Below are 15,876 nucleotides of genomic sequence, written 5' to 3' on the forward strand. Positions count from 1 at the left end.
CCCGTAATGTTGCGCCACCCGGGAGCCTCGATGCCATTCGTCCAGGAGCTGCGCCCGTCGCCCGACCCGGCGGCGGTCATCGATTTTCCTCCCGAGGCCAGCAGCCTGGCCATCCGGGAACTGAGTCTCGCCTACGGGGACAAGACGGCACTGCGCAACTTGTCGCTGCGTATCCCGCGCCACCGGGTGACGGCCTTCATCGGGCCCTCCGGCTGCGGCAAGTCGACCCTGCTGCGGGTACTCAATCGTCTCCATGATCTCAATGACGAGGTGATGCGTAAGGGTGAGGTGCTGCTCGAGGGCGAGGACATCCATGCCACCGGCGTGGCGGTGGCGGAACTGCGTCGGCGAGTGGGGATGGTCTTCCAGGCGCCGAACCCTTTCCCCATGTCGATCCACGACAACGTGGCCTTCGGCCTGCGCCTGCAGGGGGGGCTGAGCAAGCGCAAGCGCGATGACATCATCGAGTGGGCGCTGCGCTCGGCGGCGCTATGGGATGAGGTGAAGGATCGGCTGCGCGCCTCGGCCTGGTCGCTCTCCGGGGGGCAGCAGCAGCGCCTGGTTATCGCTCGCACCCTGGCCGTGGGTCCCGAGGTGCTGCTGCTCGACGAACCGGCCTCGGCGCTCGATCCCATCTCTACGCTGAAGATCGAGGAGCTGATCCGTAACCTGAAGTCGCATCTGACCCTGGTGTTGGTCACCCACAACATGCAGCAGGCGGCGCGGGTCTCGGACTATACCGCCTTCCTGCAGGACGGCGAACTGGTGGAATATGGCCCCACCGACACCCTGTTCACCAACCCGCGCCTGCGGCGTACCGAGAACTACATCACCGGGCGCATGGCCTGACGGCCTGCCCCAAGGAGAGGTCCCATGGACATTACCAGCGATATCCACAGCCAGCATATCTCGCGGCAGTTTAACCAGGAGCTCGACGAGCTCAAGACCCACCTGATGGCCATGGGCGGCCTGGTCGAGAAGCAGGTCCAGGACGCCGTCGGCGCCCTGCTCGACAGCGACTCTGCCCTGGCCGAGCGGGTGGTTGCCAACGACCGTGCGGTCAACGACATGCAGATCAAGATCGACGAGGAGTGCACCCAGGTGCTGGCGCGCCGTCAGCCCACCGCCTCCGACCTGCGCCTGGTCCTGGCGGTGATTCGTGCCGCCTCCGATCTGGAGCGGATCGGCGACGAGGCGAGCAAGATCGCCCGCAACGCCATCGAGCTGATCGAGGCCGACAACGGCAACCGCGGCTTCGTCGAGGTACGCATGCTCAGCGAGCATGTGCGGCGCATGGTGCGCGATGCCCTGACCTCCTTTGCCCGCCTCGATACCGAGCTGGCGCTCAAGCTGGTCCATGAGGATGATGAGGTCGACAATGAATATCGCAGCGCCATGCGCTCGCTGATGACCTTCATGATGGAGGATGCCCGCTCGATCTCGTCGATCCTCAGTGTGATGTGGATCCTGCGTGCCCTCGAGCGCATCGGTGATCACGCCAACAACCTCGCCGAATACGTGGTTTATCTGGTCAAGGGCCTCGATATCCGCCATACCGACCCCGAGGACCTCGACAAGGACATCCTCGAGGGAAAGGGTTGACCGCACCCCGCGATTGACCGTCAATGTCGCAGGCCGCCGCCCCGTCGGGCGGCGGCCTGCTGTGTGACAGGAGGATGTGACGGATGCTCGATGCCTTTACGGCGCTGACCCGCGGGACCCGGCTGGTCTATTCCCGCGGCCTGCGTCGCTACGTGTTTCTGCCGATAGTCGCCAACCTGCTGGTCTACGCTGCCATGCTCTGGTACGTGCTGGGCCACTTCGGCGGCTGGCTGGACGGTTGGATGGCCATGGTTCCCGGCTGGCTGGACTGGCTCTCCTGGCTCATCTGGCCACTCTTCGTGCTCAGCCTGGTGCTGATCGTCTTCTTCACATTCACCCTGGTGACCCACCTTGTCGCCGCGCCCTTCTACGGCTTTCTGGCTGCCCGGGTGGAGGTGGAAGCGACCGGACGGCCGCCGCTGGACGACCGGGGCCTGGCGAAAACTGCTGTGGATGCCCTGGGACGTGAACTGGTCAAGCTGGGTTACATCCTGCCGCGCATGGCCCTGCTTCTCGTTATCAGCTGGATCCCGGTGCTCAACCTGGTGGCGCCGCTGCTATGGGCGGCCTTCTCGGCCTGGATCATGGCGATCACCTACCTCGACTACCCCATGGACAACAACAAGGTCAGCTTCCAGGACATGCGTCGCCGGCTGAAGGCCCGCTGGTGGCCCACGCTCAGCTATGGCGGCTGGGTGACCCTGATTACCTGGCTGCCATTGGCCAATCTCTTCCTGCTGCCCGGTGCCGTAGCCGCCGCGGTCCTGATGTGGGAGCGCCATTACCGCGGCATCGAGACCGACAAGGCACTCGGCGGACCGCCTCAGGCGCGCTGAGCGTTGTCGGTCGTGTCGCGCAGACGCTCGGCGGGGAACAGGCAGCGGAAGGTGGCACCGCGGCCGGGGCGGGAGTCGATCGCCAGGCGGGCATCGTGGCGCAGTAGCACGTGCTTGACGATGGCCAGGCCCAGGCCGGTGCCGCCGGTGGCGGTGCTGCGGCCCTTGTCGACCCGGTAGAAGCGTTCGGTGAGGCGCGGCAGATGAACCGGGTCGATGCCTTCGCCATCGTCCTCCACCTCCAGGCTGGCGCCCTCGCCGTGAGGGCGCCAGCGCAGCACGATATGGCGCCGATCCCCGGCATAGCGCACGGCATTGAAGGCCAGGTTGGAGAGCGCACTGCGGATCTCCTGTTCGCTGCCGATCAGCGCGCGTGACTCCTCGACCTCTACCCTGATCGACTGGCGCCCGTCGGAGAGCGCCTTGGCGTCGTTCTGTACGGCCTCGAGCAGCTCGCCCATTGCCATCGGGGCATCATCGCGCCCGCCCTGGTCGATCTCCAGCCGTGACAGCAACAGCAGGTCGTTGACCAGGTTCTGCATCCGGTCGGTCTGGGCCTTCATCTGCGACAGGCCCCGGCCCATCCGCGGTGGCAACTGGCCGGCCATCTCCGTATAGGTCTCCAGGTAGCCGGCCAGTACGGTCAGCGGGGTCCTCAGCTCGTGGGAAACGTTGGCCACGAAGTCGCGGCGCATCTGCTCCAGGCGGTGCAGCCGGGTGATGTCCCGGGCCATCACCAGGCGTTCGTCGTCGCCATAGAGGGTGATCTGGAACTGCAGGATCAGCGACTCGTCGATGGGCGAGGGCAGGGTCAGTGGCTCACGATAGTCGCGGCCATGGAAGTAGTCGACGAAGCGCGGGTCACGCAGCAGGTTGGTGATGTGCTGGCCGCGGTCGAGTTGGGGCTTGAAACCGAGCATCCGTTCGGCAGCGCTGTTCCACCACTCCAGGTCGCCGTGGCGGTCGAGCATCACCACACTGTCGCGCATCGCCTCGGAGGACTCCTGGATGCGCTGCAGCGTGGCCCGTAGCCGCTGCTGGGTCAGCTGCTGGCTCTTCTGGTAGCGGTAGAGGCGGTCGAAAAGCTCGCCCCACAGGCCGCTGGCGGCGGGAGGCTCCTCCTGGGGGCGTAGCGTGAGCCACTGGTAGAGGGCATGCAGCTGGCGCAGATGGAAGACCAGGCAGAGCAGCAGGCCGGCGGCGATGCCGACCATAAGGGCGGAAAAGGGCCAGCCGACCAGCCCCCCGGCGCCGGCCAGAATAGCCAGGCGCCAGAACTCGCGTCGCCAGAGTCGCCCCACGTCAGCCCTTGGCGGAGAACCGGTAGCCGGTGCCACGCACGGTCTGGATCAGCTGGTGATGGGGCTCGCCCAGCGCCTTGCGCAGGCGGCGGATATGCACATCCACGGTACGCTCCTCGACATAGACATTGCCGCCCCACACATGATCGAGCAGCTGCCCGCGAGTATAGGCGCGTTCCTGGTGAGTCATGAAGAACTGCAGCAGACGGTACTCGGTGGGGCCCATCTCCAGCGAACGGCCATCGATGCTGACCCGGTGGCTGACCGGGTCGAGCAGCAGCCCGGCGACCTCCACCGGGTCCTCGACGCCCCGCGGCGTGGTACGGCGCAGCACCGCCTTGAGGCGTGCTACCAGCTCCCTTGGCGAGAAGGGCTTGGTGATGTAGTCGTCGGCGCCCGCCTCGAGCCCCTGAATCTTGTTGTCCTCCTCGCCCTTGGCGGTGAGCATGATGATCGGCAGCTCGGCGGTGGCCTCCTCACGCTTCAGGCGACGTGCCAGCTCGAGGCCGCTGGTCCCGGGCATCATCCAGTCGAGCAACACCAGATCGGGCTGGTGGTCGACCACCATGGCGTGGGCGTCCTGGGCATTGTCGGCCTCGAGCACGCGATAGTCGGCCATCTCCAGCGCCACCGCGATCATCTCGCGGATCGGCGCCTCATCATCGACGATCAGTACGGTCTTGGCGGTCATCCCGGAGCCTCGTGGTCAATGACGGATCGATGACGATGACAGCACGTCATGATGACAATAGCGTGACAGCTCCGGCCTGTCGCTCGCTCAGCCACCGTTCACCGTCGGCCACAGGGAGAGCGCGATCCCGGCGAAGACTAGCAGGCCCGACCAGTGATTATTGATAAAGGCCTGGAAGCAGCGGTCGCGTTCGCGCTCGCGGATCAGGAACTGCTGGTGCACGAAGGTCGCCGCCATGGCGGCCAGCCCCAGCCAGAAGAAGCCCCCCAGCGCGAGAAGCCATCCGGCCCAGGCCAGCAGCCCCAGGGTCAGGCCCTGTAACAGGCCGATCATCAGCCGATCGGCGTGGCCGAACAGCACGGCGGTGGACTTGATGCCGATCTTCAGGTCGTCGTCACGGTCGACCATGGCGTACTCGGTGTCGTAGGCGACCGTCCAGGCCACGTTGGCGGCGAACAGCAGCCAGGCGACCGGTGGCAGCGCCCCCAGCACGGCGCCGAAGGCCATGGGAATCGCCCAGGAGAAGGCTGCACCGAGGAAGGCCTGGGGCAGATGGGTGTAGCGCTTCATGAAGGGGTAGACGAAGGCCAGGATCACCCCCACCACCGAGAGCATCACCGTGAAGAGATTGGTGAACCAGACCAGCACGAAGGCGGCCATCACCAGCATCAGGAACAATGCCTGGGCCTCTCCTTCGCTGATCCGGCCGGTGGCCAGGGGGCGGTTTTTCGTGCGCTTGACGTGGCCGTCAAAGTGGCGGTCGGCGTAGTCGTTGACCACGCACCCTGCGGCGCGCATCAGATAGACTCCGGCGACGAAGATCAGCAGCACCTTGCGGCCGGGGATCCCCTCAGCGGCGACCCACAGGGCCCAGAGGGTGGGCCACATCAGCAGCCAGGTACCGATGGGGCGGTCGAGACGGGTCAGGTGCAGGAAGTCGGGCACCCGGGCCAGGCCCTTGGGGTGCATCAGGGATCGGTCCATCTCGTCCTCATGATATCCAGTTTGGCTGCACGAGAGCCTAGCGCGAAGGCAGCCTGAGGTCACTCGCCATGCCATCGAGGAAGAACTCCTGGACCAGCACAGCGAAGCGCCGGTGGCGGAACAGCGAGCGGCGCGCCCAGGGACCCGACGCGGTGTGGAAAGGGGCCGGGTCAGCGGTGACCTCAAGGGGGCCGCGCTCCAGGTCCGGCTGACGGAACAGCCAGCTGCCCAGCGAGCGCTCGCCTAAGCGATCGAGCCGCTGACCGTGCAGTCCCTCCAGGGGCACCACCGAGCGAGCCACCACCCAAGGGCGCTCGTCCAGGCACAGCGCTACCTCGCGCAGCCAGGCATGGCGGGCAAGCGGCAGACCCAGGGCCAGTGCCTCGTCGCGACGCGGCCGCCCGAGGCGTTGGTCCAGCAGGCGAACCCGGAAAGCCTGCTGGCCGCCAGCGCTGGCCAGCCGGGAGGTGAGGGAGTCGCGGGAGGCAATCCATTGCCACCAGGCAGCGCTCATGGCTGGTCGTGCCGCCGCCAGGGGGCGCCAGCGGGGGTCGCTTGCCGGGCCGTTGCTCACCGTCACTCTCCGCGTCGACTTCGAGGGCGGCTAGTGTACCATGCTGCCCCATTACCCTTACCCCGATCGATGAGGCCTATGAGTGCACCCCTGACCATCATCGGCTCCGGCATGGCAGGCCTCGGCCTGCTGCGTAAGCTGCGTGCCCTGGATCCGGCACGACCGGTAACGCTGATCACCGGCGACAGTGGCGATGACTACTCTAAGCCACTGCTCACCACCGGATTTGCCAAGCGCCTCCCGCCCCGGCGACTGGCGGCGCGCTCGGCTCTGGAGGTCGCCGACGACCTCGGTGCCGTGGTGCGCACCCACACCCGGGTGGAGGCCATCGACCCGGTAGGGCGAACCCTGACCCTCGGCACCGAGACACTGCCCTGGAGCGAGCTGGTGTTGGCCACCGGTGCCGCGCCGGTGCGGCCCTTCCGTGTGCCCGACGCGGTAGCCGACCGGGTGTTCAGCATCAATGACCTGGATGATTATCGCGCCTTTCACGCGGCCCTGGAGACGCTGGGCCGGCCGGCGCGCGTGGTGATCATCGGCATCGGCCTGGTGGGCTGCGAGTTCGCCAACGACCTCGCCGCCGGCGGCCACGCCGTCGAGCTGGTGGCCCCGGAATCCACCCCTCTGCCGCGCCTGGTGCCGGAACCGCTGGGCCGTGCCCTGGGCGAGACCTTCCGGGAGGCAGGCATGGTGCTGCATACCGGACGCCAGCTGTTGGACTTGAGGGCCGACGGCGCCTCTGTCGGCCTGGAACTGGACGATGGAACCTCGCTGTCGGCCGACCTGGTACTGGTGGCCACGGGGCTGCGGCCACGCACCACCCTGGCCGACTCGGCCGGGATCGCGGTCAGCGAAGCGGGCATCCACACCGACCGATACCTGGCGACCTCGGCACCGGGCATCCATGCCCTGGGCGATGCGGCCTGTGTCGAGGGCGTCAATGCCATGTACGTGCAGCCGCTGCTGGCCAGTGCCAAGGCCCTGGCCCGGACCCTGACCGGCACCCCTACCGCGGTGACCTATGGCCCTTGGCCGGTGCTGGTCAAGACGCCTCTGTTGCCGGTGGTGGCCCTCCCGCCGGTTCATCCTCCGGCACGCTGGCGCCTCGAGGGAGAGGGCAGTGACCTGACCGCCCTGGCCGAGGCGGCGGACGGACGTTTGATCGGATTTGCGTTGACAGGACACTGCGTCCGTCGGAAAGTCGAACTGGCGCGAGCCGCGCCGCCGTTGCTAGGCTAGTCTCGTCAACGACGGGGCCTGCCACGGACAGCGAGCCGGGATCGAGCGAGTCGGCGTGCGCGTGATGCACTGACAGGTCATGTGCCATAACAACATTGCCGGTGGTGATCGCCGGCATGATGATGTCAATTTCAGGAGGGCTGTATGCGCAAGCCAGAACTCGCCGCGGCGATTGCCGAGCGTGCCGATCTTTCCAAGGACAAGGCGAGCCAGGTGCTCAACGTCATCCTCGACGAGATCACCGGTAGCGTTTCCCAGGGTCAGGACGTCACTCTGATCGGCTTCGGTACCTTCAGCGTGCGGGAGCGAGCCGCACGCACCGGCAAGAACCCTCAGACCGGTCAGCCGCTGACCATTCCGGCCAGCAAGACCGTCGCCTTCAAGGCGGGCAAGGGCCTCAAGGACGCCGTCGCGAAGTAAGGCATTGCGGTATTGACTGGTGGTGGAGCCGATATGAAGCTGCGACTGATGCTGTGGCTGCTCGGGCTGATGCTCAAGCGTGCCCTGCGCCGCAAGGCGCGGTTCCGCGAACTACTCGGCGAGATGCGTGGCCTCGACTGGGGCATTGCCACCGAAGACCTCTCCATCGCCCGTCATTACCGCATGTCGCCCCTCGGCATCCTTACCGGCTCGGGCCTGCCGGTGGACCTCGACCTGGAGCTGCGCTTCGAGGATCAGGCCACGGCCATCAAGGTCCTCAAGAAACCCACCCAGCAGGCCTTTCTCGACGGCATGATGGCAGGCACCGTTCGCCTGGTCGGTGACTCCGGCGACCTGCAGAAGTTGCAGCGGCTTCTCAAGCACCTGTAAGCACCGAGCTGAAAGCGCCGAGCGCCAAGGAAACCCCTGACCGTTTACTCCCTACCCTGATCCTCTGCTTGGCCGCTTGGCCGCTTGGCCGCTTGGCCGCTTGGCCGCTGTCATACCTGCCCATAGCGTCCTGCTTGCTCTCCCAGCCAGCGGCGGATCAGCGGGCGGCTGGCTTGGGGATGCTCGTCGATCAGCGCCTCGGCCAGGGGCGCGATGCGATCCAGTAGGTCGGCGTCGCGCTCCAGGTCGGCGATCTTCATCTGCGCGAGTCCCGTCTGACGGGTCCCCAGGACCTCCCCGGGGCCACGGATCTCCAGGTCCTTCTCGGCGATGCGAAAGCCGTCGGTGGTCTCGCGCATCACCGCCAGGCGCTCCCGGGAGTGTGCCGACAGAGGCGGATGATAGAGCAGCACGCAGAAGCTCTCGATGGCGCCGCGTCCCACCCGGCCGCGCAGCTGATGGAGCTGGGAGAGGCCCAGGCGCTCCGGGTTCTCGATGATCATCAGGCTGGCATTGGGCACGTCGACACCCACCTCGATCACCGTGGTGGCCACCAGCAAGTCCAGCTCACCGGCCTTGAAGTCCGCCATCACTGTAGCCTTCTCGCTGGCCTTCATACGCCCGTGGACCAGGCCGATGGTCAACTCCGGCAGGGTCTCGACGAGTTCGTCGCGGGTCGCCTCGGCGGCCTGGCACTGCAGCGCCTCGGACTCCTCGATCAGGGTGCAGACCCAGTACGCCTGGCGTCCCTCGGCGCAGGCATGGCGGATGCGTGCCATCACCTCGGGGCGCCGCTCGTCGGGCATCACTACCGTCTTCACCGGGGTTCGGCCCGGCGGCAACTCGTCGATCACTGAGACGTCCAGATCGGCATAGGCGCTCATCGCCAGGGTGCGCGGGATCGGGGTGGCGGTCATCACCAGCTGGTGGGGCGTCAGGCCGCCGGCCTCGCCCTTTTCGCGCAGCGCCAGGCGCTGGTGGACGCCGAAGCGGTGCTGCTCGTCGATGATCGCCAGGCCCAGGCGCTGGAAGTGCACGTCGCCCTGGAAGAGCGCGTGGGTCCCCACCACCATGCGCGCCCGGCCGTCCTGGATGGCCGCCTTGGTGTCCAGGCGCGCCTTGCCCTTGAGCTTGCCGGACAGCCAGGCCACCTCGATGCCCAATGGCTCGAACCAGGCGCTGAAGGTCCGGTAGTGCTGCTCGGCGAGGATCTCGGTGGGGGCCATCATCGCCGCCTGGCAGTCGGCGGCGATGGCCGAGAGCGCTGCCATGGCTGCGACCACCGTCTTGCCCGAGCCCACGTCGCCCTGTACCAGGCGCAGCATGGGCACCTGACGCGCCAGGTCGGCAGCGATCTCGTCGAGCACCCGGCGCTGGGCGCCGGTCAGCGAGAAGGGAAGCTGGGTCAGGAAGCGGGCCTGCAGGCTGCGCCCACCCGGCAGGGTCGGGGCTCCGTCCTCTTGGATGCGCTGGCGCACCTCCTGCAGACTCAGCCGGTGGGCGAGCAGCTCCTCCAAGGCCAGGCGGCGCCGTGCCGGGTGCCGGCCGGCCGCCAGCTGCTCCGCGTCGGCCTCCGGTGGCGGCCGGTGCAGGGTATCCAGGCAGTGGTGAAGTTCGGGCAGGTCGAAGCGCTGGCGCAGGGATGTGGGGATGCCGTCGGGAAGGGCGTCCGGTGCGGCATCCAGACGCGCCAGGGCCTGGTCGATCAGTGCCCGAAATCGGGTCTGGTGGAGGCCCTCGGTCGCCGGGTAGATGGGCGTCAGGTGGTCTTCCACCGGCGCCTCACCGCTGGCCAGCAGACGGTACTCCGGGTGATAGAGCTCCAGGCCGGTGGCGCCGGCACGGGCCTCGCCGAAGGCGCGCACCCGCACCCCGGGCTGGAACTGTTGCTGCTGCGCTGGAGAGAAGTGGAAGAAGCGCAGGCTGAGGATCCCCGATCCGTCGCGCAGGCGAACCAGCAGGCTGCGTCGCCGGCCGCTCACCACCTCACCGGCCACCACCTCGCCCTCCACCACGGCCTCATGGCCGGCGCGCAGGGTGGCGATGGGGGTGATGCGGGTGCGATCCTGATAGCGCAGCGGCAGGTGGAACAGCAGGTCGCTGACGCGCTCGATGCCCAGCCGGGCCAGCTTGAGCGCCAGCGCCTCGCCGACGCCCTTGAGCTCCGTGACGGGCGCGTCGAGCTCGCTCATGTCGGTTCAAGCTCTGCCTGGCGGCAGCGCGCGATGGCGTCGGTGACGGCATCGATGGCCCGGGGCCGCGGGAAGCTGGCGCGCCAGGCGATAGCCACGGTCCGTGAGGGTGCCGGAGCGGTGAAGGGACGGCTGATCAACATACCGCTCTCGTAATGGCCGGTGCCGATCGCCGAGTGGGGCAACACGGTGATGCCGAGCCTGGAGGCCACCATGTGGCGGATGGTCTCCAGCGAGCCGCCTTCGGCGGTGAGGGTATTGCTTGGGCTATTGAGCTGGTGGGTTATTGCCGGACAGGCTTCGAGGATCTGGTCGCGGAAGCAGTGCCCCTCGCCGAGTAGCAGCAGGCGCTCCTCCAGCAGGTCCTCCTTGTCGATGCTCCCCCGGGAGGCCCAGCGGTGGTCGGCCGGCAGCAGCACCTCGAAGGCCTCCTCGTAGAGTGGCTTGGTAACCACGTCGGTCTCGGTAAAGGGCAGCGCGATGATGATGGCGTCCAGCTCACCGCTGCGCAGCTTGCGGCGCAGGTTGCCGGTGAAACCCTCCTCGATGTAGAGCGGCATCTGCGGGGCACGCCGGGAGAGTTCCGGGATCAGGTGGGGGAAAAGGTAGGGGCCGATGGTATAGATGGCGCCGATGCGCAGCGGGCTCGCCAGCTGGTCGCGGCCGGCTGTAGCGAGTTCCTTGATGACGCTGCTCTGCTCCAGTACGCGCTGGGCCTGCTCGACGACCCTCTCGCCCAGCGGGGTGACCTGTACCGTGGATTTCGAGCGTTCGAACAGTGCCACGCCGAGCTCTTCCTCAAGCTTCTTGACGGCCACCGACAGGGTCGGCTGGGAGACGAAGCAGCGCTCCGCCGCGCGCCCGAAATGGCGCTCCTGGGCCAGTGTCACGATGTAGCGGAGTTCTGTTAGAGTCATGGTGGTGCCGGCAGGCTACCTCTTCCGAAACGGGTGAAGGTCCCAGTGATCTCGCCTTATACATAGGGACAGATAATGCCAATAGGGACTTTTTATCAGGGGGAGGGGAAAAGGTGAAGACGACGACACTGATTCTGGGTTGTGGCGACATCGGCATGGCACTGGGGCGCGAGCTGCACGAGGCGGGGCACCGAGTGATCGGGGCAAGACGCAACCCGCGCGCGCTGGAAGGCAGCGGGCTGGAGGCTGTCGCGGTCGACTTGAATGACCCGGCCACCCTGGTCGGACTGCCGGATGCCGATACCCTGGTCTACGTGGTCAGCGCCGATCGCTTCGACGAGGCGGCCTATCGCGCCGCCTATCTCGATGGGCTGACCGCCGTGCTGGGCGAGTTCGCTGGCCGTGATGCGGTGCCTGGAAGGGTGTTCTTCGTTTCCTCGACCAGCGTCTACGCCCAACGCGATGGCGAGGTGGTCGACGAGACCAGCCCCACCGAGCCCGCGGGTTTCTCGGGCCTGTTGATGCGCGAAGCCGAGCAGGTGCTGATTGACCACGACCTGGCGGGGACCGTGGTGCGCTTTTCGGGGATCTATGGCCCCGGCCGCGACCGCCTGATCCACCAGGTCAGCGAGGGACGCATCGCCCCGTCGAGTCCCGTCATGTACTCCAACCGCATCCACCGCGACGACTGCGCCGGGGTGCTGGCTCATCTGATTGGCCGGCAACTGTCCGGGGAACCCCTCGAGTCACTCTACCTCGCCAGCGACTGCGAACCGGCACCCCTCAACGAGGTGATGGCCTGGCTGGCGACACAGCTCAAGGTCGAGGCTACCGAAACCATCCAGTCACCGCTGCGCCGCCGCGCCAGCAAGCGCTGCGACAACACCCGGCTGATCGAGAGCGGCTATCGCTTCCGCTATCCCAGCTTCCGCGAGGGCTATGCCCAGGTATTGAAGGAAGGGTGCTTCCTGCCCGAAAAGGCCTGATCGCCGGAAAGCCCTGATCAGGTTCCCGTCGAACGAGCGAGGGTCTCGTAGTGGGCCCCGTCATTCTCGGTGAAGGAGCGCACCAGCGAGAGTTGCCGATAGGGCCAGGCCATGTCGATCGTGGGCAGGTCTTGCGTCTCCAGTCGGCGGGCGCGTCGCAGCAGGGTGACGTGGGGCACGAAATGCCCCGGCCTGTCATTGAAACCGAACGAAGCCAGCCCATCCCACAGTGATGCCTGGAGCCGTTCCAACGCCGGCGACTGGCCGCCGACCCAGACGATGCCGGGGCGACGGAAGGTTCCCCAGGCGTCGACCCGCCACTCGCCATGTGATATCGCCATGGCACCAACCCACTGGACCAGCTCGGCCGCCCGCGCGTCGGCCACCTCGCCGAGGAAGGCCAGCGTCAGGTGCAGGCTCTCGTCGGGCATGCGACGCCCGCCGCAGCGTGCCTGGGCGAGTTCGGCCAGTTCCCCCAGCCGCTGACGCAGCGTCTCGGGTGGTTCCAGCGCCAGAAATAAACGCAAAAAGCTCATCCTGAAATTTAGAAAAGGATGGAGTCGCGTCACGAGCGAAGAGAGGCTGGTCGCCGCCGGAGCGCAGCTCCCGGAGTGTAGCCTGCTACATGAGGAGACGACCGGGCCGGCGCACCGGCACCGCCGGCGGCCAGGATCTCGAGCGCAGTAGCGAATCCGCCTTTTCTTCTAGTCGCCGATGACCATAATCCCCTCTGCCTCGAACTGCGCCCCCTTGGGCAGCGCCTTGACGCCCACGGCGGCACGCGCCGGATAGGGCTTCTCGAAGAACTCCTCCATCACCTTGTTGACCACGGCGAAGTTCTCCAGCTCGACCAGATAGAGGTTCAACTTGACCACGTCCTGCAGGGTACCGGCGGCCTCCTCGCAGACGGTCCTGAGGTTGGTGAAGACCTGGCGTGCCTGGGCCTCGAAGTCGTCGGAGGCGAGTTCCATGGTAGCCGGGTCCAGGGGGATCTGACCGGAAAGGTAGATGGTGTTGCCGGCCTTGATGGCCTGGGAGTAAGGACCGATAGCGGCGGGTGCCTGGTCGGTATTGATCACGGCCTTGTTGCTCATGGTGATTCTCCTTGGGGTCCAGCGTTTCGAAATGGAAAAGCAGCCCGCCGGCCGCCTGCGGCGGCGAGCGGGCGGAATGGGCTCAGTTGCCGAGGCGGGTGATGCGACCTACATGGGCGAGATTGCGCAGGCGCTTGATGATGCGGGCCAGGTGTACACGGTCGCGTACCGAGAGGATAAGGTTGACGATCGACAGTCGCGCGTCGCGCTCCTCGATGCCGATGTGCTCGATATTGGCGTCGGCGTCGGTGACCAGGGCGGCGAGCTCTGCCACCAGTCCGCGGCGACTCTCCACCTCCAGACGCAGAGCGGCGGGAAAGTCCTCGTCGATATCGTCGGACCACTCCAGGGCGAACAGCTTGTCCGGGTCGTTCTTGAGTTCGGCGAGATTTCGGCATTCCGTGCGGTGCACCACGATACCCTTGCCCACCGACAGATGGCCTACCACCGGATCACCGGGCAGTGGGTGGCAGCAGCGGGCGAACTTGATCACCATGCCCTCGGCACCACTGATCACGATCGGTCCCTGGGCGCGCGGCTGATGGACCGAGGGCTCACCCGTCTCGCCTTGCTGCAGGTCGACCAGCCGTCGGGCCACCACATGGGCGAGCCGGGTTCCCAGTCCGATGGATTCCAGCAGGCTTTCCTCCTCCTTCAGCGAATACTCCTTGAGCAGGCTATCGAGCAGGCCCTCCGGCAGTTCCTCCAGGCTGGTCTCGAACGGGGCCAGGGCCTTGTTGAGCAGGCGTCGGCCGAGCTGCACCGCCTCGGTGTGCTGCTGGTGCTTCAATGCGTGGCGGATGGCTGAACGAGCCTTGGCGGTGATCACGAAGTTGAGCCAGGCCAGGTTGGGCCTGGCCCCCGGGGCGGTAATGATCTCCAGCGTCTGTCCACTCTCGAGGCGGGTGGAGAGCGGGGCCAGGTGGCGGTCGATGCGACAGGCGATGCAGTTGTTGCCGATGTCGGTATGCACGCTGTAGGCGAAGTCGATCACCGTGGCGCCCTGGGGCAGCTCCATGATGTCGCCCTTGGGCGTGAACACGTAGATATCGTCGGGGAAGAGGTCGTTCTTTAGGTGCTCGATGAACTCCAGTGAATCCCCGGCGTTGCGCTGCATCTCCAGCAGGCCCTTGACCCATGCCCGGGCCCGGGCATGGCTGCCCTGAGCGATGGGGTGATCGGTCTGGCCGGCCTTGTAGAGCCAGTGGGCGGCGATGCCGTTGTTTGCGAGCGCCTCCATCTCGCGGGTGCGGATCTGTACCTCGATGGGCATGCCGCCACGGCCGAAGAGAGTGGTGTGCAGGCTCTGGTAACCATTGGCCTTGGGGATGGCGATGTAGTCCTTGAAGCGACCCGGTACCGGCTTGTAGAGGTTATGCACCACGCCAAGGATGCGGTAGCAGCTGTCGACGTCATCGGTGAGGATGCGAAAGCCGAACACGTCCATGATCTCGGCGAAGGACTTCCGCTGGTCGCGCATCTTGCGGTAGATCGACAGCAGGTGCTTCTGGCGGCCGATCACCGTGCCAGGCAGACCTTCGTCATCGAGGCTCTGCTGCAGGCTTGTCTGCAACTGGCGGATCGTCGAGCGGCGATGGCCCCGGGCGCTGGAAACGGCACGCTTGATGCGCTCCGCGCGCATCGGGTAGAGCGCCTGGAAGGAGAGGTCCTCGAGTTCGACGCGAATGGTATTGATGCCCAGCCGGCTGGCGATTCGGGCGTAGATCTCCAGGGTCTCGCGGGCGATGCGGCGCTTCTTCTCGGGGCGCAGTGGGCCCAGGGTGCGCATGTTGTGCAGACGGTCGGCGAGCTTGACGATGATCACCCGGATGTCGCGCGACATCGCCAGCACCATCTTCTGGAAGTTCTCCGCCTGGGCGACCGCCTTGTCCTCGAAGGTGATCTGGGTCAGCTTGGAAACGCCGTCGACCAGCTCGGCGACGGGCTTGCCGAACTGCTCGCCCAGGGCCGCCTTGGAGACACCGGTATCCTCGATCACGTCATGCAGCATGGCGGCCATCAGGCTCTGATGGTCCATGTGCATGTTGGCCAGGATGTTGGCTACCGCCAGGGGGTGCGTGACATAGGGCTCGCCGGAACGGCGACGCTGGCCATCGTGGGCCTGCTCGGCATAGTAGAAGGCGCGCTTGACCTGTTGGATCTCGTCCTGGGGAAGGTAGCCGCCGAGTCGGTCGGCCAGGTCATCGATGGTGAACATGCGGCGCGCCCTGAATGCTGCGTGATGGCCCTGAAGGAAAGCGCTCCTGCGCCGGAAGGGGCAGGATCACTCCTCGACGTGGCTGCCCGGCTCGAATTCAGTCCGCACGCGCACCGGCGCCGCCTCGACGGGCTCGTCGAGCACGCTGGCGTCGACCAGTCCATCGGCGATCTCACGCAGGGCCATTACGGTGGGCTTGTCGTTCTCCCAGGGCAAGAGGGCGTCGCGGGAGCCGCGGGCCAGCTGGCGAGCACGGTGAGTGGAGATCATTACCAGCTTGAAGCGGTTTTCGACGTTTTCCAGACAATCTTCGACGGTGACACGTGCCATGGATGCCTTCCTGAATAATGCTGACGGGCAAAACCCCGGCCGACGTGGGAACGCCCCGGGAATTCCACCAATGGGTAGACCTGATAGATTACTCGACGCCCG

General features: G+C 66.5%; 17 protein-coding genes. 7 read left to right on the forward strand and 10 right to left on the reverse strand.

The features are described 5' to 3' along the window. Positions 1–30 precede the first annotated feature (30 nt). The 3 genes from pstB to cysZ all read left to right on the forward strand — a co-directional run bounded on the left by pstB (position 31) and on the right by cysZ (position 2,438). Complete coding sequence (gene pstB, locus BMY30_RS08435) at positions 31–849, forward strand: phosphate ABC transporter ATP-binding protein PstB (protein WP_089712522.1); 819 nt, start codon at positions 31–33, stop codon at positions 847–849. Between the two features lie 24 nt (positions 850–873). Beyond that, positions 874–1,602, forward strand: a complete 729-nt coding sequence (gene phoU / locus BMY30_RS08440) for a phosphate signaling complex protein PhoU (protein WP_089712524.1) — start codon at positions 874–876, stop codon at positions 1,600–1,602. Positions 1,603–1,685: 83 nt separating this feature from the next. Continuing rightward, positions 1,686–2,438 (forward strand): sulfate transporter CysZ, encoded by a 753-nt coding sequence (cysZ, locus tag BMY30_RS08445; RefSeq protein WP_089712526.1) that lies wholly within the window; start codon positions 1,686–1,688, stop codon positions 2,436–2,438. Here cysZ and phoR read toward each other — a convergent pair. The 4 genes from phoR to BMY30_RS08465 form a co-directional block, all read right to left on the reverse strand. Beyond that, entirely contained in the window at positions 2,426–3,739 is a 1,314-nt protein-coding gene (phoR, locus tag BMY30_RS08450) for a phosphate regulon sensor histidine kinase PhoR (RefSeq protein ID WP_089712529.1), read from the reverse strand. The two genes, cysZ and phoR, sit on opposite strands and share 13 nt — an antisense overlap. Position 3,740: 1 nt before the next feature. Next, a complete protein-coding gene (phoB, locus tag BMY30_RS08455; protein WP_089712531.1) occupies positions 3,741–4,430 on the reverse strand; it encodes a phosphate regulon transcriptional regulator PhoB in 690 nt (229 codons plus the stop codon). 87 nt (positions 4,431–4,517) lie between these two features. Further along, positions 4,518–5,414 (reverse strand): 4-hydroxybenzoate octaprenyltransferase, encoded by an 897-nt coding sequence (gene ubiA / locus BMY30_RS08460; protein ID WP_089712533.1) that lies wholly within the window; start codon positions 5,412–5,414, stop codon positions 4,518–4,520. Positions 5,415–5,451: 37 nt separating this feature from the next. Continuing rightward, entirely contained in the window at positions 5,452–5,928 is a 477-nt protein-coding gene (locus BMY30_RS08465) for a chorismate--pyruvate lyase family protein (RefSeq protein ID WP_089712535.1), read from the reverse strand. Positions 5,929–6,066: 138 nt separating this feature from the next. On the opposite strand from BMY30_RS08465, the gene BMY30_RS08470 reads away from it, so the two are divergent. The 3 genes from BMY30_RS08470 (at position 6,067) to BMY30_RS08480 (ending at position 8,037) form a co-directional block, all read left to right on the forward strand. Then, a complete protein-coding gene (locus tag BMY30_RS08470; RefSeq protein WP_089712537.1) occupies positions 6,067–7,227 on the forward strand; it encodes an NAD(P)/FAD-dependent oxidoreductase in 1,161 nt (386 codons plus the stop codon). Positions 7,228–7,371: 144 nt separating this feature from the next. Further along, the gene (locus tag BMY30_RS08475; protein ID WP_089712539.1) at positions 7,372–7,647 is read left to right on the forward strand and encodes an HU family DNA-binding protein; all 276 of its coding nucleotides are present in this window, start codon (positions 7,372–7,374) and stop codon (positions 7,645–7,647) included. A 33-nt stretch (positions 7,648–7,680) separates the two neighbouring features. Continuing rightward, positions 7,681–8,037, forward strand: a complete 357-nt coding sequence (locus BMY30_RS08480; protein WP_089712540.1) for a hypothetical protein — start codon at positions 7,681–7,683, stop codon at positions 8,035–8,037. A gap of 110 nt (positions 8,038–8,147) precedes the next feature. Here the strand turns inward: BMY30_RS08480 and recG are convergent, their stop codons facing one another. Further along, positions 8,148–10,229: an ATP-dependent DNA helicase RecG gene (gene recG, locus BMY30_RS08485; protein ID WP_089712542.1), complete on the reverse strand. Its 2,082-nt coding sequence runs from the start codon at positions 10,227–10,229 to the stop codon at positions 8,148–8,150. Then, entirely contained in the window at positions 10,226–11,146 is a 921-nt protein-coding gene (locus BMY30_RS08490; RefSeq protein ID WP_089712543.1) for a hydrogen peroxide-inducible genes activator, read from the reverse strand. The genes recG and BMY30_RS08490 overlap by 4 nt, the downstream gene beginning before the upstream one ends. Positions 11,147–11,259: 113 nt before the next feature. On the opposite strand from BMY30_RS08490, the gene BMY30_RS08495 reads away from it, so the two are divergent. Continuing rightward, positions 11,260–12,132, forward strand: coding sequence for an SDR family oxidoreductase (locus BMY30_RS08495; RefSeq protein WP_089712545.1), 873 nt, complete (start codon positions 11,260–11,262; stop codon positions 12,130–12,132). Positions 12,133–12,149: 17 nt separating this feature from the next. Here the strand turns inward: BMY30_RS08495 and thpR are convergent, their stop codons facing one another. From thpR to rpoZ, 4 genes are all read right to left on the reverse strand, one after another. Further along, positions 12,150–12,659 carry an RNA 2',3'-cyclic phosphodiesterase gene (thpR, locus tag BMY30_RS08500; RefSeq protein ID WP_089712546.1) on the reverse strand — a complete coding sequence of 170 codons (510 nt, stop codon included), beginning with the start codon at positions 12,657–12,659 and terminating at the stop codon, positions 12,150–12,152. A 177-nt stretch (positions 12,660–12,836) separates the two neighbouring features. Continuing rightward, on the reverse strand, positions 12,837–13,226 hold the full coding sequence (locus BMY30_RS08505; protein WP_089712548.1) for a RidA family protein: 390 nt from the start codon (positions 13,224–13,226) through the stop codon (positions 12,837–12,839). A gap of 82 nt (positions 13,227–13,308) precedes the next feature. Next, the gene (locus BMY30_RS08510) at positions 13,309–15,444 is read right to left on the reverse strand and encodes a RelA/SpoT family protein (RefSeq protein ID WP_089712550.1); all 2,136 of its coding nucleotides are present in this window, start codon (positions 15,442–15,444) and stop codon (positions 13,309–13,311) included. Between the two features lie 66 nt (positions 15,445–15,510). Beyond that, on the reverse strand, positions 15,511–15,774 hold the full coding sequence (rpoZ, locus tag BMY30_RS08515) for a DNA-directed RNA polymerase subunit omega (protein ID WP_089712552.1): 264 nt from the start codon (positions 15,772–15,774) through the stop codon (positions 15,511–15,513). Positions 15,775–15,876 lie beyond the last annotated feature (102 nt).

It is taken from the genome of Halomonas daqiaonensis (genome assembly GCF_900109725.1).
Lineage (GTDB): Bacteria > Pseudomonadota > Gammaproteobacteria > Pseudomonadales > Halomonadaceae > Halomonas > Halomonas daqiaonensis.

Excerpts from the sequence above, each read along its gene's own strand:
- phoB (WP_089712531.1), bottom strand. The coding sequence starts at position 4,430 with ATGACCGCCAAGACCGTACTGATCGTCGATGATGAGGCGCCGATCCGC.
- BMY30_RS08475 (WP_089712539.1), top strand. The coding sequence starts at position 7,372 with ATGCGCAAGCCAGAACTCGCCGCGGCGATTGCCGAGCGTGCCGATCTT.
- BMY30_RS08480 (WP_089712540.1), top strand. The coding sequence starts at position 7,681 with ATGAAGCTGCGACTGATGCTGTGGCTGCTCGGGCTGATGCTCAAGCGT.
- pstB (WP_089712522.1), top strand. The coding sequence starts at position 31 with ATGCCATTCGTCCAGGAGCTGCGCCCGTCGCCCGACCCGGCGGCGGTC.
- BMY30_RS08505 (WP_089712548.1), bottom strand. The coding sequence starts at position 13,226 with ATGAGCAACAAGGCCGTGATCAATACCGACCAGGCACCCGCCGCTATC.
- BMY30_RS08490 (WP_089712543.1), bottom strand. The coding sequence starts at position 11,146 with ATGACTCTAACAGAACTCCGCTACATCGTGACACTGGCCCAGGAGCGC.
- phoU (WP_089712524.1), top strand. The coding sequence starts at position 874 with ATGGACATTACCAGCGATATCCACAGCCAGCATATCTCGCGGCAGTTT.
- BMY30_RS08470 (WP_089712537.1), top strand. The coding sequence starts at position 6,067 with ATGAGTGCACCCCTGACCATCATCGGCTCCGGCATGGCAGGCCTCGGC.
- BMY30_RS08465 (WP_089712535.1), bottom strand. The coding sequence starts at position 5,928 with ATGAGCGCTGCCTGGTGGCAATGGATTGCCTCCCGCGACTCCCTCACC.
- rpoZ (WP_089712552.1), bottom strand. The coding sequence starts at position 15,774 with ATGGCACGTGTCACCGTCGAAGATTGTCTGGAAAACGTCGAAAACCGC.
- recG (WP_089712542.1), bottom strand. The coding sequence starts at position 10,229 with ATGAGCGAGCTCGACGCGCCCGTCACGGAGCTCAAGGGCGTCGGCGAG.
- BMY30_RS08510 (WP_089712550.1), bottom strand. The coding sequence starts at position 15,444 with ATGTTCACCATCGATGACCTGGCCGACCGACTCGGCGGCTACCTTCCC.
- ubiA (WP_089712533.1), bottom strand. The coding sequence starts at position 5,414 with ATGGACCGATCCCTGATGCACCCCAAGGGCCTGGCCCGGGTGCCCGAC.
- cysZ (WP_089712526.1), top strand. The coding sequence starts at position 1,686 with ATGCTCGATGCCTTTACGGCGCTGACCCGCGGGACCCGGCTGGTCTAT.